Source organism: Flavobacterium luteolum (assembly GCF_027111275.1).
Classification (GTDB): domain Bacteria; phylum Bacteroidota; class Bacteroidia; order Flavobacteriales; family Flavobacteriaceae; genus Flavobacterium; species Flavobacterium luteolum.
Genome location: NZ_CP114286.1, coordinates 4,963,599 through 4,986,836, shown reverse-complemented (window position 1 = coordinate 4,986,836; position 23,238 = coordinate 4,963,599). Strand labels below are relative to the sequence as shown.

The following is a 23,238-nucleotide window of genomic DNA, read 5'->3' as shown; positions in this document are numbered from 1 at the left end:
GTAAGTAAATACCAATTGTTAACATTGCACGTCAATTTAGTAAAGACTTAAGACGGATTGAGTAGGTAAAATAGTAAAAATGCTTTATTTTTACCGTATAATTATTAAAACAAAAAATCAAAATGGATTGGATTACAGCCAGAGAATTTGAAGATATAACTTATAAAAAATGCAATGGAGTAGCAAGAATAGCATTTAACAGACCAAATGTTAGAAATGCTTTCCGACCTAAAACTACTTCAGAATTATACCAAGCTTTTTATGATGCTCAAGAAGATACTTCAATTGGTGTAGTTTTACTTTCAGCTGAAGGACCTTCTACAAAAGATGGAGTTTATTCTTTTTGCAGTGGCGGCGATCAAAATGCACGCGGACACCAAGGATATGTTGGAGACGATGGGCAGCACCGTTTAAACATTTTAGAAGTACAGCGTTTAATTCGTTTTATGCCAAAAGTAGTTATCGCAGTAGTTCCTGGATGGGCTGTAGGTGGTGGACATAGCTTACACGTAGTGTGCGATATGACGCTTGCAAGTAAAGAACATGCTATTTTTAAACAAACAGATGCCGATGTAACTAGTTTTGATGGCGGTTACGGATCTGCTTATTTGGCCAAAATGGTCGGACAGAAAAAAGCACGTGAAATCTTCTTTTTAGGTAGAAATTACTCTGCTCAAGAAGCTTTTGAAATGGGAATGGTAAATGCTGTAATTCCGCATGACGAACTAGAAGCAACTGCTTATGAATGGGCTCAAGAAATTCTTCAAAAATCACCAACTTCTATAAAAATGCTAAAATTTGCAATGAACTTAACAGATGACGGAATGGTCGGACAGCAAGTTTTTGCAGGAGAAGCAACTCGTTTGGCTTATATGACCGAAGAGGCAAAAGAAGGAAGAAACGCTTTCTTAGAAAAAAGAAAACCAAACTTTGGCGAAAATAAGTGGTTACCGTAAATAAGTTATAATATAGTTTCAAGTTTCAGGTTTCAAGATAGGAACCTAAAACTTGAAAGCTGAAACTAAACAAACAAAACAAATAATGAAACATTGGATTGAAGCCGCGAGATTACGCACATTACCTTTATCAGTTTCCGGAATTATAGTTGGAAGCATTTATGCTTTGTCAAATCCAACAGAAACTATTAACACTCCAACAGAAGTATTCAGCTGGAAAGTTTTTGGTTTTGCCTTATTGACAACATTAGGATTACAGGTATTATCCAATTTTGCAAACGATTATGGAGATGGAGTAAAAGGTACTGATAATGAAGATCGAGTAGGGCCGCAACGCGCTATTCAAAGTGGGGTTATTACGCCTCAAGCAATGAAAAAAGCCATTATTATTACTTCTTTTTTTACTTTGCTGTCTGCTATAATCTTGATCTATTTTGCCTTTGGAAAGGATAATTTCGGTTATTCTATCTTTTTTCTTTTGTTAGGAATTGCCGCTATTATTTCTGCAATTCGTTACACAGTAGGTAATTCTGCTTACGGTTACAGAGGATTAGGAGATTTATTCGTTTTTATTTTCTTCGGACTAGTGAGCACTTTAGGAGTGAACTTTTTATACGCAAAAGAAGTAGATCCGCTTTTAATTCTTCCAGCTGTTGCCATCGGATTATTGAGCGTTGGAGTTTTAAACCTAAACAATATGCGTGATCAAGAATCTGATAAAAAATCAGGAAAAAATACAATCGTAGTACAGATTGGGGCTCAAAATGCTAAAAAATATCACTTCTTCTTGATTATCACTGCAATGATTTTGGTTATTGCATTTGCTATCTTAAGCGATTATAACTTTGATCAGTATTTGTTTTTACTGGCTTATATTCCATTAACAAAACATTTAATCACAGTTTACAAAAATCAAGATCCAAAATTATTAGATCCAGAATTAAAAAAACTTGCATTAAGCACATTCTTGCTTTCTATATTACTTACAGTATGCATGATTTCTTTGATTTCAGACATTATTGTAAACCTCTTTTTAGGAGGAAGATAAAACAATGTTTAACTTAAAAAGTGACAAAATGAAAATTACATACTACGGACACGCTTCATTAGGAATTGAAGTAGGAGGGAAATACATTATTGTAGACCCATTTATTACCGGAAATCCACAAGCTGCTTCAATCAATCTGAGTACAATCAAAGCAGATTATATTTTATTGACACATGCGCATGCTGATCACGTTTTGGATGTTGAAGCCATTGCAAAAAACACAAATGCAGTTATTGTTTCAAATGCAGAAATTGCAAGCCATTATGCAAAAAAAGGATTCAATTCGCATCCAATGAATCACGGAGGAAGCTGGAAATTTGATTTCGGAAAAGTAAAATATGTAAATGCAATTCACTCAAGCAGTTTTCCTGACGGTTCTTACGGCGGAAATCCTGGAGGTTTTGTAATTGAGGGCGAACATAAAAATATCTATATCGCTGGAGACACAGCTTTGACTTACGATATGAAATTGATTCCGCTTCGCACAAAACTAGATTTAGTGATTCTTCCAATCGGAAACAATTTTACAATGGATGTTGAAGATGCTATTATTGCTTCAGATTTTGTAGAATGCGACAAAGTTTTAGGATATCACTATGATACTTTTGGTTATATCGAAATCAATCATGAAGAAGCAATTCGTAAATTCTTCGATAAAGGAAAAGATTTAATGCTTTTACCAATAGGAGATTCTATTGAATTATAAGAAGCTAATCCCGCTTTCGGCTAAATTCCCGATTAACAAAAACTACGGCTGAAAAAGCCTTGTTTTTCTAAATCGGGAGATACCGCCTCTATCGGGGCTAGGGCACTCAATTCCAAAAGAAAGTTATTTGGCATAATCTATGTTAATTGAATTAAAGTTTTTTAAAATAAAAATCATTTTAATCTGTGAAATCTGTGGCAATTAAAGCATCATCACAAAATACAACTTTCAAACAAATCCTTTTATTACTATTTATCGCGACTTCTTATAACGCTTTTGCGCAAAAAGACGGTTATTGGGACAAAGAACGTGCAACAACCAAAGAAATTATGGTTCCCGCACGCGATAGAATTTCTATACCAACAGAAGATTTACCAGTTGGAACTACAGAAATTGTATATAGAATCACACTTTTAGATAAAAATCAGGAAATGGCCAATAGTTTGGTTTCCTTATTAAAAGCAATTCCAGATCCAACAGGAGTTAGTCAAGGTTCAGCAGGTGCTGTTTTCTTGATGTCCAAGATTTCCGGCGATGACGAGTGCACGTATTCCATTTTTACATCCAATGAAAATGCAAAAAAATACGTTGCAGACGGTAAAATTGACAAAGCTTGCTATTCTCAAGCAGAACCTGTCAGCAAAGACGCCAAAAGATTATCTGTCAATAAATCGTCTTGTTTAAAAGAAAATATTGGCACAATCTGGTTCGGTTTTGAAAGCAAGAACTGGCTTCTAAGTCAAAAAGTAGTTTTAGAAGTAGTGCCTTGGGTAGATACAAAATTAAACCGTGGTTGGAACCAAGACAATAAAAATGAGATTATAAGCTTATGTAAAACTTCCACAATGGCACAAAAAATGGCCAATTCGGATGATTTTTGCGTTTGCATCTTAAACAAAATCATGAAACAATATCGTTATGACGAGTTTCAAAAATTATTAGCTGTCGAGAAAACAAAAGTCTACAAAGATTTCGGAAACAGCTGTTATAAAGATGCTGATATTTCTAAAAACGTATTCAACGATTTAAGAGCGCAAACAGCTTCTTTAATCAAAGCCCAAAAATATAACGAAGCAATTCCGAAATTAAATACAATTGTAAACGAAGGAAAAGCAACTGCATTAGATTACAGCTGGTTGGGCTATTGTTACATTTTGACAAAACAATATGCAAAAGCATTAAAAGTACTTCAAGAGGGCGAAAAATTGGATGATACAGAATTATTAGTCAAATTGAATCTGGCACATACTTATTTAGTAAGCGATGACTATAGCGCTGCCAAAGCGATTTACAAAAAGTATCAGGCGCAAAATGTAACAGACAGTTTAAGCTGGATTGCAAAAACAAAACTTGATTTTGCCGAATTTGAAAAAGCTGGTTTACCTTCAAAAGATTTTGAAAGAATCTTAAAATTATATAATTAAGGTAAAAAAAACTAAGTTGTTTAGAAATGAAATGCTTCTTAAAGCTAGTTTTTTTAAACTTAGGACCTCATTACCTTAGCACCTTTAATAATGAAAGCATCGTACCATAAATATTTACTAGATTTTAAACGTCCGTCAGGAACTTCCAGAGGAGTTATGACCGAGAAAGAAACTTGGTTTATAATCTTGGAAGAAAACGGAAAAAAAGGAATAGGAGAGTGCGGTATACTTCGTGGTTTAAGCGCTGACGATCGCGAAGATTATGAAGAAAAGCTAAAATGGGCTTGTGATAATATTCATTTAGGTGAAACAGTACTTTGGAATGCTTTATTAGAGTTTCCTTCTATACAATTTGGAATAGAAATGGCTTTTTTGTCTCTTAAAAGTGAAAATCCATTTATTCTATTTCCTTCTGATTTTACAAAAAATACAGCTTCAATTCCTATTAATGGACTAGTTTGGATGGGTGAAGCAGCTTTCATGAAACAGCAGATTGAAGAAAAATTAGCTGATGGTTTTGATTGCATAAAACTTAAAATTGGCGCTATTGATTTTAATAAAGAATTAGAATTATTGCAATTTATAAGAAGCCATTTTTCAGCAGAAGAAATAGAAATCAGAGTAGATGCTAACGGAGCTTTTTCTTTAACAGAAGCTTTAGATAAGTTAAATCAATTGAGTCAATTTCAGCTTCATAGTATAGAACAGCCAATTAAAAAAGGGAATGTATTAGAAATGGCTAAACTGTGTGAGCAGACACCTTTTCCAATTGCTTTAGACGAAGAGCTAATTGGTGTATTTTCATTAGAAGAAAAAGAAAAATTACTCCAGGAAATTAAGCCTCAATATATCATTTTAAAACCAAGTTTTATCGGTGGTTTCCGTGGCACTCAAGAATGGATTACGCTAGCTGAAAAATATAATATTGGCTGGTGGATCACTTCAGCGTTAGAAAGTAATATTGGATTAAATGCTATTGCGCAATGGACATACACCTTGCATTCAGATATGCCACAAGGTTTAGGAACTGGAGCATTATATACTAATAATATAGATTGTCCTCTCGAAGTTAAAAATGGAAAACTTTGGTACAATTCTAAACTAGAATGGCAATCGGATTTTTTCTAAGAAAACATACAAACTGATAAAATAAAAAAAGACGTAAAGTATAAAGGCTTTACGTCTTTTTTGTTAGTTCATATAAGCAGAGATTGAAAAACCTCTGTTCCTTTGCAGCTATGCATCTTTGAACCTTCTTTTACTCTTTTCCGCCTAAAAGACTGTCTTGCCACTCTTTTAAATCCTGCCATTTGCCTTGGTAAGCCATAAGAGCCTGTCTTGCCCATGTACTAGGATTATGCATAGCGTAATTTTCTCCACCAGCGTCTAGAATAGATTGCAGTTTTTCGGTAGCTGTTTGCGAAAGCTCATACCAAGTATTGATTCCAGCAGCATTAAATAAAGCTTCTATTTTAGGGCCAATTCCCTCCACAATTTTCAAGTCATTCTCTTTAATTTTCTTGCCTAAAACATTTGCAGCCAAAACAGCATCAAAAGGAATCGTAGCAGGAGCGGAAGCAGCAAAAGATTGTACAGAAGCTTTCGCTTTCGCGGCCAAATCAGCTTCTAGAGTAGCGATTCTTGCATTCAAGTTTCGTGTATTGGCCTTGCAGGCATCTAAATCAGCTTGAAGTGAAGCAGAAAGTGAATCATCATTTTTTGAATTCATTTTTCCTAGTAAATAACCTAAGATTCCACAGATTAAACCTACTAGAATAGGTATTAAGACACAAGGTATATTCATGATCGTATATTTTTAATTATTTAATGGTAATTACAGTTCTTCTATTTGCAGCCTTTCCGTCAGCCGTATTGTTATCGCCAATAGGTTCGTCTGGACCTTTAGATTGCGTTTCAATTCTGGTATTATCAATTCCGTTTTTAGAAAGATAATCTTTTGAAAAATCGGCTCTTTTTTGTGCTAAAACAATGTTTGAGTCACGGTTTCCAACATTGTCAGAATGTCCAATTACCACAATCACAGCATCTTTCACATTCTCTGCATATTTAGCAATATCAGTAACTTTTTGTTTTTCGGCAGCACTTAATTTCTCGCTAGATTTATTTGTATTAAAATGGAGAATTAACGGATCTGCGTTTATTTTTGCTTTCAATGCACTCCATTCATCATTTGGAGCAGCCGTTGTATCAATAGCTTCAAATAAATATTCAGCAGGCCCTAGAAGGGTATCTCCACTCATTTTCCATTTATCTATAATGGTACCTTTCGTAGAAAACTGATTTTCTAATAATCCCTTTGAAACAAAGTAATTCTTGACATCATTTGCCCTTGCGAGACCTAGATTTTCAAAAGTCGTCGAATTTGTCTCGTCTGAAGTCGCATAACCGGTTATCGTAATTTTCTGTTTCGGATTTGCCTCTAAGAATTTCTTTAAGTTATCAAGACCAGTTGTGACCGAATCACTGACAGGCATAATAAGCTTTGCACTGTTTTTAAGGAACTTTAAATTATCATTTGTCTGATAATTAATTCCGGGACCATTTAATACAAACGGAACAAAATTAGGCTCTGCAACAGTAGTGGTCACTGTTTTTGGAGCAATGTCCGTTGTGGTTTTCTCACAGCAATTGCAACAAAATTTCAGATATAAAAAAGTACCCAAAATGATGGTTATTGCAATGCCTAACAAATAAAGTGCTTTTTTAGACATATATTTCGTATTAAGATTCTATCAAATTTAATTAAAATAATAGTTATAACATGTTAATAATCAATTATTTTGATGTTATTACTTTGAAATAAAACATAATAAATTAACTTATTTTTCATTTTTTATACTTCAAAAGGCTTGATTAAAATGAGTAACTTGCATAAAAAAATAATCTGCATTTAAGATGATCGAAATAGAAAGAAAGTTTCTTGTGAAATCTGATGACTTCAAGAAGCAAGCTTTTACTCAGAATAAAATTGCTCAGGGCTATTTGAGTTCTGCGCCAGAGCGCACCGTTAGGGTTAGAATTAAAGGAGAGAAGGGTTTTATAACCATAAAAGGAATAAGCCATAGTAGTGGTATGTCGCGTTTTGAATGGGAAAATGAAATTCCGTTAGATGAAGCGCAAGAATTATTAAAATTGTGCGAAAAGGGTAAGATTGAAAAAACGCGCTATGAAATAAAATCTGGAGAGCATGTATTTGAAGTTGATGAATTTTATGGCGAAAATGAAGGTTTAGTAATGGCCGAAATTGAATTAAACTCTGAAGATGAAGTTTTTGAAAAACCGGATTGGCTTGGAGAAGAAGTTACCAACGACGAGAGATATTATAATGCTTATTTGAGTAAAAATCCTTTTAAAGACTGGCAGAAATAAAAATGACAGAATCAATATATGACCTTGTAATTGTGGGCGGCGGACCAATTGGTCTGGCTTGTGCAATAGAAGCCGAAAAGAAAAAATTAAGCTATTTAATTATAGAAAAAGGGGCAATCGTTAATAGTATTTTTAATTATCCGCTCTATATGACCTTTTTCTCTACCGCAGAAAGATTGGAAATTGGCGAAATTCCGTTTAACTGTTTGGCACCAAAACCAGGACGTCAGGAAGCTTTGGAGTATTATCGAAATATTCATCGTTACTTTAAATTCAATATCAATTTATTTGAAAAAGTACTTGATGTACAGAAAAATGAAGGCATTTTTAAGATAGCAACTGATAAGCAAAATTACGAATCTAAGAATGTTATAATCGCAACTGGTTTCTATGATATTCCTATTCAAATGAATGTTTTAGGCGAAAACCTTGCAAAAGTTCGCCATTATTATAAAGAAGCACATGAGTATGCTTTTAGAAAAGTTTTGGTAGTAGGCGCTAATAATTCGTCTGTAGACGCTGCTTTGGAATGCTGGAGAAAAGGAGCAGAGGTGACTATGGTAATTCGTAAAAACGAAATTAATAGTCGCGTAAAATATTGGGTAAAACCAGATATTGAAAATCGTATTGCCGAAGGAAGTATTAAAGCTTATTTTGAGTCAAATATTACTGAAATAAGTGAAGATGAAGTAGAAATTCAAACTCCAAACGGAAAGGTTACAATTAAAAATGATTTTGTTCTAGCACTAACAGGCTACAAACCGGATTTGAATTTTCTGGAAAAAATTGGAATTCAGCTTTCTAATGACGAATTGAAAATCCCGGTTTACAATCCAGAAACGATGGAAACTAATGTAGAAGGTTTATTTCTTGCTGGAGTAGTTTGTGGTGGAATGCAGACCCATAAATGGTTTATAGAGAACTCTAGAATTCATGCTAATATGATTATAAATCATATTACTACGAAATAAAAAAATGCCACAGATTAAAAGGATTCTTAGGATTAATCATTAGAATCTTTTTAATCTGTGGCAAAAAAACTTTTAAGAACTACAAGACAACATTGAACAGCCAACTTTTGTTCTTGCCCAATCAGGACGTTTTGCAAACCATTTCTCAGATTCTGGCTGTTCATCATATGGATTTTTCAGAAGCTGGAATAGTTCATTAACTAAAGAATAATCCTCTTTATCTGCAGCATCAATGGCTAATTGTGCCATATAGTTCCGAAGTACATATTTCGGATTAATCTGATTCATTTTTTCTGAACGTTCATCATCCGTAAGTTCTTCTGCATTCAATCTTTTCAAATAAACGGTAAACCATTTTTGCCAAGCATCTAGAATATTTTCTTTTATTTCTTCTGGAATGTAAAATGCGTATTCTATTTTTTCGAATGCTTGTTCTACAGAATCCTCTCTTTTAATTTTACTAAGATTTCTAAAAAAGATAGTCATATCGGTTTCTGATAACTGCAGAATTTCTTCCAAACCTTTAATAATTTTATCATCAGTTTCACTTGAAGTAAATATTCCTAATTTGCTTAAAAACATTGTTTTGTAGTTACTTTTAAAATCAGTTATAAACGTATCTAAGATTTTTTCTAAAGGCGCTGCTTCATTGATTAATGGATAAAGAGCATTTGCCAATTGAAACAAATTCCACTGTGCCACTTGAGGCTGATTTCCGAAACGGTATCTTCTATTTTGACTGTCGGTTGTGTTTGGCGTCCAGTCCGGATCATAATTTTCAAGCCAGCCGTACGGGCCATAATCAATCGTGATTCCGTGAATAGACATATTATCGGTATTCATTACACCATGAACAAATCCGACGCGTTGCCAATGCAAAATCATTTCACGAGTCGTGTCAGCAACTTTCTGGAAAAACTGCAAATATTGCTCTTTTGGTTCTCCAGTAATTTCAGGGAAATAATGCTTAATTGTAAATTCGACAAATTGTTTAAGATTTTTCAGTTCGTTTCTGGCAGTAAGCATTTCATAACTTCCAAAGCGAATGAAAGATGGGGCTACACGACAGACAATGGCACCTTTTTCATAAGCAGGATTTCCGTTATATAAAATATCTCGTAAAACTTGATCTCCAGATAGAATAAGCGAAAGCGATCGGGTAGTAGGAACGCCTAAATTGTACATGGCTTCAGCACATAAGTATTCTCTTATCGAAGAACGCAAAACGGCCAAACCATCTGCAGTTCTAGAATAGGGAGTTTTTCCTGCTCCTTTCAATTGTAATGTATAAAACTCACCATTATTTTCAACTTCTGTTAAGTTAATGGCACGTCCATCTCCTAATTGTCCAGCCCAATTTCCGAATTGGTGCCCCGCATAACACATGGCAAACGGTTTTGTTTCTGGAAGAATTTCTTTCCCAGAAAATGCATTTAGAAATTCTTCTGATTGAATTTCATCTTTAGAAATGCCAACTAATGCTGCAACTTCTTCAGAGGCATGAATCAATTTTGGATTTGAGGGTTTTGTCGGATTTACGTATGAAAACAACGTGTTTTTAACCTGACGAATTTCATTAGCCAAGTCTGGATCTGCTGGTAGTTCGACAGTAAATCGATTATTTATTTTTAAATTTTTCATTTTGTGTCTTTCTTATTTTTGCCACAGATTAAAAGGATTGTTTTAGATTTCTCTTTTTAAAAATCATTTTAATCTGTGTAATCTGTGGCAAAAAACTTTTATCCAATCAATCGGTCAGCGTACATTTTTTTAAGTTTTTGAATTTTTGGATCAATTACAACTTGGCAATATCCCACTTCTTGATTTTCATTATAATAATTCTGATGATAATCTTCTGCTTCGTAAAAAACTTCAAAAGGTTTTAATTGCGTTACAATTGGATCTGCGTAAGCAGGCTGAACTTCTTCAAAAACCTTTTCTGCAATCTCTTTTTGAGTGTCATCATGGTATAAGATTATAGAACGGTATTGCGTTCCACTGTCACCACCTTGGCGATTTAATGTTGTTGGATCATGACTTGTCATGAATATGAAAATTAAGTCATGATATGAAATTATGTCAGGATTAAAAGTCACTTGTATTACTTCGGCATGTCCTGTTCTTCCTGTACATACTTCGCGATAAGCTGGATTCTTTATAAATCCGTCCGAATATCCAGATTTTATTGATTCTACACCTTTTAAACGCTGAATTACAGCTTCTATACACCAAAAACATCCGCCACCAAAGGTAGCTACTGATAAATTTTCCATAAATATTACTTTCTTTAAATTTAATGCCTATTAATTCGATAGGATATTATGATAATTTATTAAAAAAAAGTTGTTTTAACTAAAAATACCAAACGGTAATATAGTGTTTGAAGTTTACTATTGATAAATTCGCAATTTTATAAAAAACTATATATATTTGCAGTCAAACACAAGGCACAACTAATGAATAGCAAAAATAGTACCATGACACTGGAAACTTATTTTCAGGAATTTAGAAAGAATATTGTCGGTATAAATCAAGAATTTACTTCGCCTTATGGCAGAAAATCAATAATTTACACAGATTGGACTGCCAGCGGAAGGTTATATCGTCCGATTGAGGAAAAACTATTAAATCAGTTTGGACCTTTTGTAGCCAATACTCACACTGAAACTACTGTATCTGGTACTGCTATGACAAAAGCATACCATCATGCAAGACATATTATTAAACGTCATGTAAATGCTAATAATGACGATGTTTTAATTACTGATGGAACTGGAATGACTGGAGTCATCAATAAATTCCAGCGTATTTTAGGATTGAAAATTCCTGAAAACTTAAAGAGTTTTACAAATGTTCCAGCCGAGAAAAAGCCAATTGTTTTTATTTCGCACATGGAGCACCATTCTAATCAAACTTCTTGGTTAGAGACTATTGCCGATGTGGAGATTATTCCATCTTGCGAAAAAGGTCTTTTTAATTTAGAAAACCTTGAAGGTTTATTGGAAAAATATAAAGATAGAACTATCAAAATTGCTTCTATTACTGCTTGTTCGAATGTTACAGGTTTAAGAACTCCTTTTCATGAAGCTGCAAAACTAATGCATCAATATAATGGTGTGTGTTTTGTTGATTTTGCTTGTTCAGGCCCTTATGTAGAAATTGATATGCATCCATCTGACCCAGAAGCTTATTTAGATGCTGTTTTTATGTCACCTCACAAATTCTTAGGTGGTCCTGGAACTTCTGGAGTTTTAATTTTCAATAAAAAATTATACAAAAATATGATTCCTGATTGTCCTGGCGGAGGAACTGTAAGCTGGACAAATCCTTGGGGAGAACATAAATATATTGATAACATTGAAGATCGAGAAGATGGTGGAACACCTGGATTTCTACAAGTTATCAAAACTGCTTTGGCAATTGAGCTAAAAGAAGAAATGGGAATTGAAAACATAATGGAGCGTGAGCATGAGATCGTTGACTATGTTTTCTCTGAATTAGAACCAATTTCGAATATTAAAATTTTAGCAGGACAGCACAAAGAGCGCCTTGGTGTAATTTCGTTTTTTATTGATGATCTTCACTTTAATTTAGGAGTTAAAATCTTAAATGATCGTTTTGGAATCCAAACTAGAGGAGGATGCAGTTGTGCAGGAACTTATGGTCATTACTTATTGCATGTTGATCAAGAAACTTCTAATAAATTGGTTAATGAAATTACGATTGGGGATTTAATCAAAAAGCCGGGATGGATTAGAATGTCAATTCACCCAACGACAACTGATGACGAAATTGCTTTTGTTTGTAATAGTATCAAAGAATTGGCCGCAAACCATAAAACTTGGGCTTTAGATTATTCTTACGATAAAAATCGAAATGAGTTTATTCATAAGGATGCAACTTCGTTTGAAGATGAATTAGTGGAAAGCTGGTTTAAATCTTAGATTTTACTAAAAAAAAATAAAGATTTTTTAGCCACAGATTATACTGATTAACGCAGATTTTTTTTAAATCCTTTTAATCTTTATAATTTGTGGCTATTTCTTTTAACGCAAAGATTGTAAAGATTTTTATAAATTTTATTTGATAATTTTTGCGTTTATTGAGGTCTCAAAGGAGAAAAACTTAAAAAAAATCACATAATCAATCGAACACCGCCTAAGTCGGCAACTCGATAAGAAAATTTATTTCCAGGAGAACCAATGAACATAAAGTTTTTTGGAATGTTCCATTTTTGAGAAAGTTCGTCAATTATTTCTGGACCAAATACGCCTTCAATTTCTATAAATTCAATGTCGAGACTGTCATAAGCACGATCTAAGACTTCCAAATCTTTTTTGAGCGCTTCGTTATCTACAGCATCTTTTTTGACATGAACAATTTTCAATTTCTTTGTAGTTTCGTTGTCTTCAACATATTGCAAAACTTTATTCAAAATGGTAATGTCGTCACCTTTTGTAAAAAATACAAATTCTTGAGAATTAATCTTGGAGCTTAATTTCTCTAAATAACGATTGCTTAATACGACCATTTTACGCAGAGGCTGATAAAAATATTCTAATGCTTCGATTAATAAACGTATTAAAATAACACGATTTAGCATAATCCAGACAAAGATTAATGCTGGAACCATATATTGCAAGAAAGTATAAAACGAATTGATATTGAGAAGCATATTTCCAAAAAAGGCAGCAATCACAAAAACTACAGCAGTTACAACCGCAATCCCACGCGCACGTTCTGGTCTCGGGAGTTTGTTGCGTTTATACTTTAAAAGCAAATTTCCAATTCCGAAAAGAGCCATTACTGCTAGAAAAGAAAACGTATACACTCCTGCCAAAGATTCTAAGTGTCCATTTGTGGCAAAAAGAACAGACAAACAAAGAATTAAAAAACTTAAAACGATTCGGTAATGTGAACCTCTTTTGTTTTGTTTTAGAAAATAGTTAGGTAAAATTCGATCTAACGTCATTCGGTTTAAAAGTCCCGAAACACCAACAAATGAAGTCAGAACAGCTCCACAAAGAACAAGAACGGCATCTATAGAAATTAGCCAAGCAAGCCAAGATCCGCCTGTTGTTTCTCCCAAATGAGCTAGAAGCGATTCTTTGTTTTCTCCAACTTCTGCGAGTGGAATCACACTTATCAATAATATTGCGATTACAGGATTAAAGAAACTGACAATTCCCCACATGTTTCGTAATGTTTTAGGAAAAACGCCTTGTTCTTGCTCTTCAACAAAATTAGCAGAACTTTCAAATCCAGAAATTCCAAGCATAGCTGCAGAGAATCCAAGAAAAAGAGCTGTTTTTATATTTCCTGAAGCAATCGGAGTTTGCCAATTGATATGAAATGTGTCTAAGCCATGCATTAAAACAAACCAAACAGATGCCAAAACCAGCAAGGTCAAAGTACCAATATGAGTCATAAAAATGATAACGGCCACAAATGCAGATTCTCCAATTCCTAAAATTGCTAATCCTGTAAATAGAACTAAAACCACTACTGTAGCGATGGTAACATTAAGACCTTCAAAAATTCCGTGTAGATAATGCATACCTTCAGATGCTGAAATTACGGCAGTTGCCATATAAGACAGAACAGTCAAAGTTGCTGCAATAGAAGCCAAACGTTTTGTTGAAGTATTTAATAAAACGTTGTAAGCGCCACCATTTAAAGGAATTGCACCAACGACTTCGGCGTAAATTTTTCTAAACAAAAATAAAACAACAGCAACAATTAGAAGAGAAATCCAAGCATATTGTCCTGCATACAAAATGGTTAAAGCAGAAACATAAAGACAAGAAGAACTAATATCGTTTCCGCAGATTGCAGTTGCCTGTAATTGATTTAATTTTTTGTGTACGATTTCTTTCATCAGCATTTAGAATTAATACTTTTAGTAAAATAATAAGCAACAAAATAATTATAATCGGAGAGAGGCAGATACTGAGGTTTAAATCTAATATACTTTTTAAAGGATGTAGTTTTATTTATTTTTCTGAAATTGTTGTAATGACGATAAAGCTTGTGCCTGTACTTTTTTCTGGAAAAAACCAGTCCAACCTAATAAATAACCTGTTAAGCCAAAGGCTTGTTTTGACCATTTCCAAACATCAAAATTATCAGTATGTTTGATGATTAATCCGTCTTGGAAAACAAACTCGGCTGCAATTTTATTGATGACTTTTCTATTGGTTTTACTGAAATTATAGGTTGCTGTCCAATTTGCAGAGCCTGTAAAATCATCAGCTTTTACATTTGAAAAATCAATTTTTAAATTCCCTTTACTCTTTAAAAGCAACATTTCCCACATTTTAGAAACCTGTTCTTCTTTCAACAAACCAAAAGCTGGATCGATAAAATGAACTTTTGGATGATAACATTCGCTCATTGTTTTGGCGTCTGCATTCGCGAAAGCAGTATAGAATTTTGTAATCAAGGTTTCATTTGCATTCATAAAAAAATATTTATGTTAAATATAAGATTTATTATATTAAAAAATCATTACAAAACACTAATTTCTTTAGCTGTATCAAATGTTTTTTTTGACTTATCAAATGCTGTTGAGAAATACTTTACTTTACTATATGCTGTAAAATGTCCAGTTAGATTTCCTGAAATATCTGGCCCACCAGCAATTATAAATCTAATTGCATAAATATCAGTCTTTTTAAGCTTCAACCATTCTGCAGGCGTAAAATAATAGTAGGCAGTTGTTTTACCCTCTGAAGATTCTTTTACATTTTTGTCTGTACATGCAATTACATCGGCATTTGTCAAATCGACGTAGACACCACCAGCAATCTTTGCTTTGTCATTTGCTGTAGAAACAGTTAGTTTTAAAACACCTCCTTTTTCTGTTTTAGCTATTTGAACATTTATTTCGCCAGAATAAGCATATTTTTCGCAGATGAAAGTATATTCTTGTGTTGCAGGATAAGGTGCAGATCCTTTTACACTTATAGTTTGCTGTGCTGAAGCAAGTATTGAAACAAATAATAAAAGAAAAAGTGGCAGTTTAAAATTCATAGGTATCTTAATTTATTGATCGGCTAATTTGGCATCAAATTTCTCATCCCAATCCATAGATTTTATGGCAGAAACAAGATTGTCTTCATTTACAAAAATGCGTAATTCTTTATTGGCAACTTTTTTTGTATACAAAGCATGATAACGGTAAATGACTTCATTTTTGGTTCTGTAAACTCCATCTAATTTTAAATCTATAAAACTTCCGTAGTATTGTCTAAATCTTTGGCAGGTTTTGGTTAAACGTTCTTCTGTTGTATTTTCCATAACCGATTTAGTAACTTCAGTTTCATTAAAAGGTTTAAATTTTGAAGTATTACAAGTTTCTAAAACTCTTTTTCCTAAATCATAAGCTTTACGCTGCTGATTTGCATTTACATCTGCTCCAGAAACTTTTTTTATTTTTAAATCTTCTGTATCTCTGCTTACGGTTTTAGATTTACATCCAATTAATAACAACAAACATATAATCAATCCTGCTTTCTTCATAACTATTTAAGTAATTTTTAATAATAAGTTAGGATCGGGACAATTTTCGATATAAAAGTTAAGGTCGCCTGTATTGCAGACACCAGGATAGTCTCCTTGATAATCACCAATATTGTGAATAATTTGAAAATGGACATGAGGGGCGTAATCTCCATTTACTGAGGCGTTTCCTAAGCAGGCAATCTTTTCACCTTTCCTAAAATAGTCTCCGATCTTTAGATTCTCTATACTTTCTAACGATAAATGTCCGTATAAAGTATAAAATTTTTCCTTTTCAACTTCGTGTTCTAATATAATAGTAGGGCCGTAATCGCCCAAACCCTCGTTGTTTTTAAAACTATGCACTTTTCCATCTAAAGCTGCAAGCACTGTGGTTCCGGCTTCTGCCCACAAATCTAATCCAATATGAATATTACGTTCTGGTTTTGAAGCATCCAAAAAAATGGGACTTCTTTGATATAAAAATCGACCTTCTATATAACCTCCAAAGGCAACTTTGGCATTGTTTTCTTTTAGATAATTTGAAATATATTTTTCAAAATCTTCTGAAGTGTCCAGTTTTTTATCGACCAATTCCTGATTTGAAACGGACAAATTTAATGGGACATATTCAGAAAGATTAATTGAGGCATCAATAACTTTAGTAGGTGGCAGGGCGTTTAAGATTGAAGAAAGGGGTTTCATAAAATTTAAGCAACTTTGTTTATAATTATTAATTCGTTATGGACTTCAATGCGGGGCAGCATCTTTGTTTTAAATATTTTTGGATTGACTTCGGCAACATACTTTCTATTTCTAACATTGTGCGCTTCGTCTAAAATCATGGTATTGAACAAAACAAAACCATCATCTTTTAAAAGTGTGCAAACTCTATCAACGAAAAACTTTTCAAACAAAAAGTTTGGCATATGGGTGTCTTCAAAAATGTCTATTATAATTAGATCGTATTTGTCTTTCGTTTTCAGTACAAATTCAAAAGCATCGTCAATAACAACTTCTAACTGTTTAATTTGATTAAGATTGAAATACTGATTGGCTATCTGAATCATATCTGGGTCAATTTCAACTCCAGTTATTTTTTCCTTGTATGCTATTTCGTCTACTAATGTCTTAACGACACTTCCGCCAGCAACTCCTAATAATAGAATGTGATCCATTTCTACTATTTTATCGTAACCAATGTTTCGAAGCCCATACCTTAATATACGCTGTAAACTTCCATAGGAATAATTTGTGTTTTCAGTGTCCAGTACTAATTCCCCGTTTGCCCAAGTAACTTCGATCATTTTACTTCTGGCCGATTTTTTCTTAAATATTTTTATTGGAATTATATAACTGAAAAATTTTCGAATCATTTCTTATGCTTTTACTCAAATTTACCATTAAATCTTTTATTTTGCACCAAATAATAAACCTTTAATGAAAAAACTATTTTACAAATTCATCTTTTTCAAGCTAATGGGCTGGAAAATAGTAGGAATCGAAAACGCCGAAGTAAAAAAATGTGTATTGGTGGTGATGCCTCATACGAGTAATCATGACTTTTACATTGGTCTTTTTACCCGAGGCATATCTGGATTACAGATGAATTTTGTAGCAAAGAAGGAATTATTTAGATTTCCTTTTGGATTTTATTTTCGAAATGTTGGTGGAGAACCACTAGATCGTTCTGGCGGATTGAACAAAGTTGATGCAATAGCCACAATTTTTGAACGAAAAGAAGTCTTTCGTTTGGCTGTGGCTCCAGAAGGAACTAGAAAAAAAGTGAATGAGCTAAAAACAGGATTTTATTTTATTGCGCTTAAAGCGAAAGTGCCAATTGTTCCTGTTGCTTTTGATTGGGGAAAAAAAGAAGTAAATCTTGGTAAGCCATTTTTGCCAACCGGAGATTATGAAGCCGATTTCGAAGTTTTGAAAGAACATTATAAAGGTGTTTTAGGAAAAATTCCTGAAAACGGAATTAAATTGTAATTTCTGAGAATTTTTCCAAACGCGTGAGAATCGCATATTTGAAATTTTTCTGGACAAATAGTCAAATACGCGCTAATTTTTGAACTATGGAGAATAGGCCTTAAAAGTGCCGTTTTTATAGAATATCACTATTTTTTCAATTTCATCATCTTGCAAACTAAATTTTTCATTTTTTAGAACATGAGATTTTTTGGTTTCTATTTTTTCTTCTTCCGAATTTATTTCTACAACCGAAAATAAATCATTCCCCATATTCTCATTCGATACAATAGGAGAGGAAGTTTTTTCAATTTCTGTCGATTCCTCGTTATTGCTTTTAGGAAAAGTTCCTTTTCCGATCAGAATCCAATATAAATCTACATCTGGAAAAACTTCTAGAATTTTCATTATAAAATCTAAACTTGGCTTATTTCTTCCTGATAAAAGGTGAGACATACTAGAACGTTGTACACCAATTTTATCAGCAAATGCAGATGCGTTTAAACCATAATAATCCAATACAGATTCAAGTCTTTTTACAAAATCATCTATGTTTACCATTGTAAATTCCTGCTTTAAATTCTATCATTTACAAATGTAAACAAAAAGAAACAGTATTCGAATATTATTGTTGCAATTTTAAATAGAGTTCATTTTTATGTTAAATTTAAAATTGAAATAAATATTTATAATTAACTGAAATTAATCAATTTAGATACTATATGTAAATTTAAAAAGCTCAATTAAAACAAGTTATCAATAGTAAGATCGCCTCTCTCTTAAAACTGTTTACAATTCTAAATTATTAATTTTTTCTACTGTTTACAATTGTAAAAATAAAGATGTTTACTTTTGTAAACTAATAGAAACACAATGAATTTAGAACAGCTTTTTACTCAATACAAGGAACAGTCTATCTCTGGCAGATATATCACTTTAGACCATATTAAACCACTTTTAGATAAACTAAATACAAATGGTCAAGTGCAGACTATTGGCACATCTGTTCTAGGCGAACCTATATATAGTTATCAAGTCGGAACTGGAAAAACTCGTGCTTATCTTTGGTCACAAATGCATGGAAACGAAAGCACAACGACAAAAGCTCTATTTGATTTCATTAATTTATTGAATGATAATACCGATTTTGCAAAGCAAATGCTAGAGACTTTTACGTTTTACTGTATACCAATGCTTAATCCAGATGGAGCAAGACTTTACACAAGAGCAAATGCTAATGAAATAGATCTAAATCGTGATTCGCAAGATCTTACACAACCAGAAAGTAAAGTTTTACGTGAAGTATTTGAAAAATTTAAACCAGATTTCTGTTTTAATCTACACGATCAGCGTACAATATTTGGAGCAGGCACAACTGGAAAACCTGCAACAGTATCTTTTTTGGCTCCTTCTTATAATGAAGAAAGGGAAGTGAATGACAATAGATTAAAAGCTATAAATGTAATTGCTGGAATCAATGAAGAACTTCAAAAATATATTCCAGGACAAGTTGGACGTTTCGATGACTCCTTCAATATTAATTGTATAGGAGACACTTTTCAATTTTTAGGTGTTCCAACTATACTATTTGAGGCAGGACACTTTCCTGGGGATTATGAGCGCGAAATTACAAGAAAATTCATATTTTTCGCGTTAATTCAGAGCTTCAAACTGATATCCGAAAACGATTTAGTTGATAATAGATTTGGCGAATATTTGAATATTTCACAAAATAATGTGGTTTTTTATGATTTTATGTATAAAAATGTCAAAATAAATTATGATGGTATCGAAATTATTACGAATTTTGTCGCACAATACAAAGAAGAATTAATCGAAAATAAGATTCATTTTAACGCTTACATTGTTGAAGTAGGCGAGTTGGAAAATTATTTTGGTCACTACGAATACGACGCAAAAGGCGCAGAATATTCGGACGATTTCCAAAACTTTCCTAAAACGGATCAAAAAGCAAATTTTTATTTAAATAAAAATGTTAAATTTGTTAACGGATTAATAAAAAGTTAATTTTTATGTGAATTTGTTGTTTTTTATATATAATTTTATACTTTGTAATAGCAATTAGTAATATTAATTAAACAATTATGAGTAAATTTCGTTTAGATGAAGTAGATCACCAGATTTTAGATATGTTAATAGACAATACGAGAGTTCCGTTTACTGACATTGCAAAAAAACTATTGATATCTGCTGGTACAGTACACGTTAGAGTTAAAAAGATGGAAGATGCCGGTATCATCATGGGATCTTCATTAGCCTTAGATTACGATAAATTAGGTTATTCATTTATTGCTTATGTTGGGGTTTTCCTTAATAATACATCTCAGACTAAATTTGTATTAGAGCGAATCAATCAAATTCCATTCGTAACTGTAGCTTCTGTAACTACTGGAAAATTCAATATCTTTTGCAAAATTAGAGCAAAAGACACTAAGCACGCGAAAGAGGTTATCTTTATGATTGACGATATTGATGGTGTTTACAGAACAGAAACTATGATTTCATTAGAGGAAAGTATAAACGATAAGAAGCGTTTGATGCATACTATTTTCAAAAATATGTAATAACTTTTCTTGAATGCTATATTAAAATATACCTCAAGTTTATTCTTGGGGTTTTTTTATGACTAATTAACCAACCAACTATAACACGATTATGTATACGTTGCCGAAAATTGAGCGTTTTAATCAAGACGTTCTCTCAAAATACCACATTTATAATAGTGTTTTTATAACATTACCTTTTGATTCTATAGACAATACGGGAGTTTTACTTCCTTTGTTTACAGAGACTTGCGAAACGGGCTTTAAAAAACAGGAAACACCAAAAGAAATTGTAGATTTCTTCTCAAATAAATTCTTAAACAACGTTTCTGAAGATGAAAAAATCGATTTAATGTTTCGATTTATTCAATATATAGAACGTCAAATTGTATTGTTTGACGCTATTGAAGACGCTGCTTTTCCAGAGGTTAACAATATGGAAGGACGCGGATCTCTTCGTGACATTAAAGAGAAATCTGATGCAAAAGAGAAAGATGATGAATTGATCGAATTTCTTGAAAGCTTTAATGTTCGTACAGTTTTAACAGCACACCCAACTCAATTTTATCCTGGACCAGTTTTAGGAATTATCAATGACTTGACAGAAGCGATTCGTAAAAATGATCTTTTGGAGATTAAACAATTACTTGCTCAGTTAGGAAAAACACCTTTCATTCAGAAAGAAAAGCCAAATCCTTACGACGAAGCTGTAAGTTTAATTTGGTATCTAGAGAACGTATTTTATGCTACTGCTGGAGAAATTGTGCATTATCTGCAGAAAAATATTTTACACGGAAATTCAATTGAGAACCAATTAATCAAATTAGGATTTTGGCCAGGTGGTGATCGTGATGGAAATCCTTTTGTTACTACAGATATAACGCTTAAAGTTGCAGATCGTTTGCGTACTTCAATTTTAAAGTGCTATTATGTAGAAATGAGAAATTTAAAACGTAAGCTAACTTTCTCTGGTGTAGATGATTTGGTTGCAGAACTTGAACATAAACTTTATCGTTCTGTATTTTATTCTAAAGGAGATATTTTTATCACATTAGAGGAATTATTAACACAACTGAACAAAATTCGAAGTATAATTATTGAGAAACATCAATCTTTATATTTGGATGAATTGGACGCGCTTCTAGTAAAAATTAATTTATTCGGATTCCATTTTGCTACTTTAGATATTCGTCAGAATAGTAAAATTCACAACGCGGTTTTCAAAGATGTTGTAAACTATTATTTGAATTCGGGTTCTGATGTTTTTCCGAAAAATTATTTCGAATTGACAGAAGATCAAAAAATTGATGTTTTATCGAAAGTTAAGGGGAATCTAAATCCTGCTGATTTTGAAAGTGAAATTACAAGATACACTTTAGAGTCCGTACAAGCAATTAAAACCATTCAGCAAAATAATGGCGAAGAAGGAGCAAATCGTTATATCATTAGTAATAACGAAAGTGCCTTGAATGTAATGGAAACTTTTGCGATGATTCGTTTGAATAATTGGGAAAAACCAACTGTAGATATTATTCCGCTTTTTGAATCTGTAGACGATTTGCAAAATGCGCATTCTATAATGGAGCAGTTGTATACCAATCCAGAATATGCTAAACATTTGAAATCTAGAGGAAACAAACAAACAATTATGCTTGGATTCTCTGATGGAACTAAAGATGGCGGTTATTTAATGGCGAACTGGAGTATTTATCAAGCTAAAATTTCATTAACAAAAATCTCTCGAGAATACGGAATTAAAGCTATTTTCTTTGATGGACGTGGTGGACCTCCTGCTCGTGGCGGTGGAAAAACACATAAATTCTATGCATCTCTTGGGCCAAAAATTGAAAACAACGAAATTCAGATTACAGTTCAAGGGCAAACGATTAGCTCTAATTTTGGAACTTTAGATTCTTGTCGTTATAATATCGAGAATTTATTAAGTGCAGGTGTTACCAATCAAGTTTTTAGCAAAGAGAAAAATGAACTGACTGCAGATGAAACTCAAATCTTGACAGATTTAGCTAATTTGGGTTATGATAAATATTTAAGCTTCAAAAATCATCCGAAATTTATTCCGTACTTAGAAAAAATGAGTACGCTGAAATATTATTCAAAAACGAACATTGGAAGCCGTCCTTCAAAAAGAAGCAAATCTGAATCATTGGATTTTGCCGATTTAAGAGCAATTCCGTTTGTAGGTTCATGGAGTCAGTTGAAACAAAATGTACCAGGATTCTTTGGAGTTGGTTCAGCTTTAAAACATTTTGAGGAATCTGGACAATGGGATAAAGTAAGTGATTTGTATCATAATTCATTATTTTTCAAAACATTGCTTGAAAATAGTATGATGTCGTTAGCAAAATCTTTCTTGCCATTGACCGCTTATATGAAAAATGATCCTGAGTTTGGTGAATTCTGGCAGATTATCTACGATGAATTCTCAGAAACGAAACGTCTTTTATTGAAAATTGCTGGACACAAAACCTTGATGGAAAATTATCCTGATGGTATTGCCTCAATTCAGATTAGAGAGCGTATTGTTTTGCCGTTATTGACTATTCAGCAATATGCTTTATTGAGAATTAACGAATTAAACAAAGCTGAAGTTCCTAATGAAGAATTAGTTAAAGTTTACGAGAAAATCGTAACAAGATCATTATTTGGAAATACGAACGCAAGTAGAAATTCAGCTTAAAATATAAAAA

At 32.8% G+C, this 23,238-nt stretch carries 23 protein-coding genes; 12 read left to right on the top strand and 11 right to left on the bottom strand.

Going from position 1 to position 23,238, the window contains the following annotated elements; all coding sequences use genetic code 11:
* Window positions 1–122: 122 nt before the first annotated feature.
* The 5 genes from OZP10_RS21280 to OZP10_RS21260 all read left to right on the top strand — a co-directional run bounded on the left by OZP10_RS21280 (window position 123) and on the right by OZP10_RS21260 (window position 5,262).
* A complete protein-coding gene (locus OZP10_RS21280; RefSeq protein WP_012024845.1) occupies window positions 123–956 on the top strand; it encodes a 1,4-dihydroxy-2-naphthoyl-CoA synthase in 834 nt (277 codons plus the stop codon).
* Window positions 957–1,041: 85 nt separating this feature from the next.
* Window positions 1,042–2,004: a 1,4-dihydroxy-2-naphthoate octaprenyltransferase gene (gene menA / locus OZP10_RS21275; RefSeq protein WP_281632666.1), complete on the top strand. Its 963-nt coding sequence runs from the start codon at window positions 1,042–1,044 to the stop codon at window positions 2,002–2,004.
* 28 nt (window positions 2,005–2,032) lie between these two features.
* Window positions 2,033–2,710 (top strand): metal-dependent hydrolase, encoded by a 678-nt coding sequence (locus OZP10_RS21270; protein WP_281632665.1) that lies wholly within the window; start codon window positions 2,033–2,035, stop codon window positions 2,708–2,710.
* A gap of 185 nt (window positions 2,711–2,895) precedes the next feature.
* Window positions 2,896–4,134 carry a tetratricopeptide repeat protein gene (locus OZP10_RS21265; RefSeq protein ID WP_281632664.1) on the top strand — a complete coding sequence of 413 codons (1,239 nt, stop codon included), beginning with the start codon at window positions 2,896–2,898 and terminating at the stop codon, window positions 4,132–4,134.
* Between the two features lie 90 nt (window positions 4,135–4,224).
* Window positions 4,225–5,262: an o-succinylbenzoate synthase gene (locus tag OZP10_RS21260; protein WP_281632663.1), complete on the top strand. Its 1,038-nt coding sequence runs from the start codon at window positions 4,225–4,227 to the stop codon at window positions 5,260–5,262.
* A gap of 130 nt (window positions 5,263–5,392) precedes the next feature.
* On the opposite strand, the gene OZP10_RS21255 is transcribed toward OZP10_RS21260, so the two are convergent.
* Window positions 5,393–5,938, bottom strand: coding sequence for a hypothetical protein (locus OZP10_RS21255; protein ID WP_281632662.1), 546 nt, complete (start codon window positions 5,936–5,938; stop codon window positions 5,393–5,395).
* Window positions 5,939–5,954: 16 nt separating this feature from the next.
* Window positions 5,955–6,866, bottom strand: coding sequence for an OmpA family protein (locus OZP10_RS21250; RefSeq protein WP_281632661.1), 912 nt, complete (start codon window positions 6,864–6,866; stop codon window positions 5,955–5,957).
* A gap of 184 nt (window positions 6,867–7,050) precedes the next feature.
* Between OZP10_RS21250 and OZP10_RS21245 the strand changes: the two genes are divergently transcribed.
* Window positions 7,051–7,524, top strand: coding sequence for a CYTH domain-containing protein (locus OZP10_RS21245; protein ID WP_281632660.1), 474 nt, complete (start codon window positions 7,051–7,053; stop codon window positions 7,522–7,524).
* 2 nt (window positions 7,525–7,526) lie between these two features.
* A complete protein-coding gene (locus OZP10_RS21240; RefSeq protein ID WP_281632659.1) occupies window positions 7,527–8,495 on the top strand; it encodes a YpdA family putative bacillithiol disulfide reductase in 969 nt (322 codons plus the stop codon).
* Window positions 8,496–8,567: 72 nt separating this feature from the next.
* On the opposite strand, the gene OZP10_RS21235 is transcribed toward OZP10_RS21240, so the two are convergent.
* On the bottom strand, window positions 8,568–10,136 hold the full coding sequence (locus tag OZP10_RS21235; RefSeq protein ID WP_281632658.1) for a protein adenylyltransferase SelO: 1,569 nt from the start codon (window positions 10,134–10,136) through the stop codon (window positions 8,568–8,570).
* Window positions 10,137–10,234: 98 nt separating this feature from the next.
* Window positions 10,235–10,768 (bottom strand): peptide-methionine (S)-S-oxide reductase MsrA, encoded by a 534-nt coding sequence (gene msrA, locus OZP10_RS21230; RefSeq protein ID WP_281632657.1) that lies wholly within the window; start codon window positions 10,766–10,768, stop codon window positions 10,235–10,237.
* Window positions 10,769–10,951: 183 nt separating this feature from the next.
* Between msrA and OZP10_RS21225 the strand changes: the two genes are divergently transcribed.
* Window positions 10,952–12,439 carry an aminotransferase class V-fold PLP-dependent enzyme gene (locus OZP10_RS21225; protein ID WP_281632656.1) on the top strand — a complete coding sequence of 496 codons (1,488 nt, stop codon included), beginning with the start codon at window positions 10,952–10,954 and terminating at the stop codon, window positions 12,437–12,439.
* Window positions 12,440–12,630: 191 nt separating this feature from the next.
* On the opposite strand, the gene OZP10_RS21220 is transcribed toward OZP10_RS21225, so the two are convergent.
* From OZP10_RS21220 to OZP10_RS21195, 6 genes are all read right to left on the bottom strand, one after another.
* Window positions 12,631–14,373 carry an APC family permease gene (locus tag OZP10_RS21220; protein ID WP_281632655.1) on the bottom strand — a complete coding sequence of 581 codons (1,743 nt, stop codon included), beginning with the start codon at window positions 14,371–14,373 and terminating at the stop codon, window positions 12,631–12,633.
* A 111-nt stretch (window positions 14,374–14,484) separates the two neighbouring features.
* Window positions 14,485–14,955, bottom strand: coding sequence for a nuclear transport factor 2 family protein (locus OZP10_RS21215; RefSeq protein WP_281632654.1), 471 nt, complete (start codon window positions 14,953–14,955; stop codon window positions 14,485–14,487).
* Between the two features lie 47 nt (window positions 14,956–15,002).
* Entirely contained in the window at window positions 15,003–15,527 is a 525-nt protein-coding gene (locus OZP10_RS21210; protein ID WP_281632653.1) for a hypothetical protein, read from the bottom strand.
* A gap of 12 nt (window positions 15,528–15,539) precedes the next feature.
* Window positions 15,540–16,016: a hypothetical protein gene (locus tag OZP10_RS21205; protein ID WP_281632652.1), complete on the bottom strand. Its 477-nt coding sequence runs from the start codon at window positions 16,014–16,016 to the stop codon at window positions 15,540–15,542.
* 6 nt (window positions 16,017–16,022) lie between these two features.
* Window positions 16,023–16,700 carry a peptidoglycan DD-metalloendopeptidase family protein gene (locus OZP10_RS21200; protein WP_281632651.1) on the bottom strand — a complete coding sequence of 226 codons (678 nt, stop codon included), beginning with the start codon at window positions 16,698–16,700 and terminating at the stop codon, window positions 16,023–16,025.
* Window positions 16,701–16,705: 5 nt separating this feature from the next.
* Entirely contained in the window at window positions 16,706–17,371 is a 666-nt protein-coding gene (locus tag OZP10_RS21195; RefSeq protein WP_281632650.1) for a spermidine synthase, read from the bottom strand.
* 64 nt (window positions 17,372–17,435) lie between these two features.
* Between OZP10_RS21195 and OZP10_RS21190 the strand changes: the two genes are divergently transcribed.
* Window positions 17,436–17,987: a 1-acyl-sn-glycerol-3-phosphate acyltransferase gene (locus OZP10_RS21190; RefSeq protein ID WP_281632649.1), complete on the top strand. Its 552-nt coding sequence runs from the start codon at window positions 17,436–17,438 to the stop codon at window positions 17,985–17,987.
* Window positions 17,988–18,071: 84 nt separating this feature from the next.
* Here OZP10_RS21190 and OZP10_RS21185 read toward each other — a convergent pair whose 3' ends face one another.
* Window positions 18,072–18,527 (bottom strand): helix-turn-helix domain-containing protein, encoded by a 456-nt coding sequence (locus tag OZP10_RS21185; protein ID WP_281632648.1) that lies wholly within the window; start codon window positions 18,525–18,527, stop codon window positions 18,072–18,074.
* A 312-nt stretch (window positions 18,528–18,839) separates the two neighbouring features.
* On the opposite strand from OZP10_RS21185, the gene OZP10_RS21180 reads away from it, so the two are divergent.
* The 3 genes from OZP10_RS21180 (at window position 18,840) to OZP10_RS21170 (ending at window position 23,228) form a co-directional block, all read left to right on the top strand.
* Complete coding sequence (locus OZP10_RS21180; RefSeq protein WP_281632647.1) at window positions 18,840–19,994, top strand: M14 family metallopeptidase; 1,155 nt, start codon at window positions 18,840–18,842, stop codon at window positions 19,992–19,994.
* Window positions 19,995–20,071: 77 nt separating this feature from the next.
* A complete protein-coding gene (locus OZP10_RS21175; protein ID WP_008468989.1) occupies window positions 20,072–20,551 on the top strand; it encodes an Lrp/AsnC family transcriptional regulator in 480 nt (159 codons plus the stop codon).
* A 91-nt stretch (window positions 20,552–20,642) separates the two neighbouring features.
* Window positions 20,643–23,228 carry a phosphoenolpyruvate carboxylase gene (locus tag OZP10_RS21170; RefSeq protein ID WP_281632646.1) on the top strand — a complete coding sequence of 862 codons (2,586 nt, stop codon included), beginning with the start codon at window positions 20,643–20,645 and terminating at the stop codon, window positions 23,226–23,228.
* Window positions 23,229–23,238 lie beyond the last annotated feature (10 nt).

Coding starts and splice junctions, on each gene's coding strand:
- OZP10_RS21280 (WP_012024845.1), top strand. CDS start 123: ATGGATTGGATTACAGCCAGAGAATTTGAAGATATAACTTATAAAAAA.
- menA (WP_281632666.1), top strand. CDS start 1,042: ATGAAACATTGGATTGAAGCCGCGAGATTACGCACATTACCTTTATCA.
- OZP10_RS21270 (WP_281632665.1), top strand. CDS start 2,033: ATGAAAATTACATACTACGGACACGCTTCATTAGGAATTGAAGTAGGA.
- OZP10_RS21260 (WP_281632663.1), top strand. CDS start 4,225: ATGAAAGCATCGTACCATAAATATTTACTAGATTTTAAACGTCCGTCA.
- OZP10_RS21255 (WP_281632662.1), bottom strand. CDS start 5,938: ATGAATATACCTTGTGTCTTAATACCTATTCTAGTAGGTTTAATCTGT.
- OZP10_RS21250 (WP_281632661.1), bottom strand. CDS start 6,866: ATGTCTAAAAAAGCACTTTATTTGTTAGGCATTGCAATAACCATCATT.
- OZP10_RS21245 (WP_281632660.1), top strand. CDS start 7,051: ATGATCGAAATAGAAAGAAAGTTTCTTGTGAAATCTGATGACTTCAAG.
- OZP10_RS21240 (WP_281632659.1), top strand. CDS start 7,527: ATGACAGAATCAATATATGACCTTGTAATTGTGGGCGGCGGACCAATT.
- OZP10_RS21235 (WP_281632658.1), bottom strand. CDS start 10,136: ATGAAAAATTTAAAAATAAATAATCGATTTACTGTCGAACTACCAGCA.
- msrA (WP_281632657.1), bottom strand. CDS start 10,768: ATGGAAAATTTATCAGTAGCTACCTTTGGTGGCGGATGTTTTTGGTGT.
- OZP10_RS21225 (WP_281632656.1), top strand. CDS start 10,952: ATGAATAGCAAAAATAGTACCATGACACTGGAAACTTATTTTCAGGAA.
- OZP10_RS21220 (WP_281632655.1), bottom strand. CDS start 14,373: ATGAAAGAAATCGTACACAAAAAATTAAATCAATTACAGGCAACTGCA.
- OZP10_RS21215 (WP_281632654.1), bottom strand. CDS start 14,955: ATGAATGCAAATGAAACCTTGATTACAAAATTCTATACTGCTTTCGCG.
- OZP10_RS21210 (WP_281632653.1), bottom strand. CDS start 15,527: ATGAATTTTAAACTGCCACTTTTTCTTTTATTATTTGTTTCAATACTT.
- OZP10_RS21205 (WP_281632652.1), bottom strand. CDS start 16,016: ATGAAGAAAGCAGGATTGATTATATGTTTGTTGTTATTAATTGGATGT.
- OZP10_RS21200 (WP_281632651.1), bottom strand. CDS start 16,700: ATGAAACCCCTTTCTTCAATCTTAAACGCCCTGCCACCTACTAAAGTT.
- OZP10_RS21195 (WP_281632650.1), bottom strand. CDS start 17,371: ATGATTCGAAAATTTTTCAGTTATATAATTCCAATAAAAATATTTAAG.
- OZP10_RS21190 (WP_281632649.1), top strand. CDS start 17,436: ATGAAAAAACTATTTTACAAATTCATCTTTTTCAAGCTAATGGGCTGG.
- OZP10_RS21185 (WP_281632648.1), bottom strand. CDS start 18,527: ATGGTAAACATAGATGATTTTGTAAAAAGACTTGAATCTGTATTGGAT.
- OZP10_RS21180 (WP_281632647.1), top strand. CDS start 18,840: ATGAATTTAGAACAGCTTTTTACTCAATACAAGGAACAGTCTATCTCT.
- OZP10_RS21175 (WP_008468989.1), top strand. CDS start 20,072: ATGAGTAAATTTCGTTTAGATGAAGTAGATCACCAGATTTTAGATATG.
- OZP10_RS21170 (WP_281632646.1), top strand. CDS start 20,643: ATGTATACGTTGCCGAAAATTGAGCGTTTTAATCAAGACGTTCTCTCA.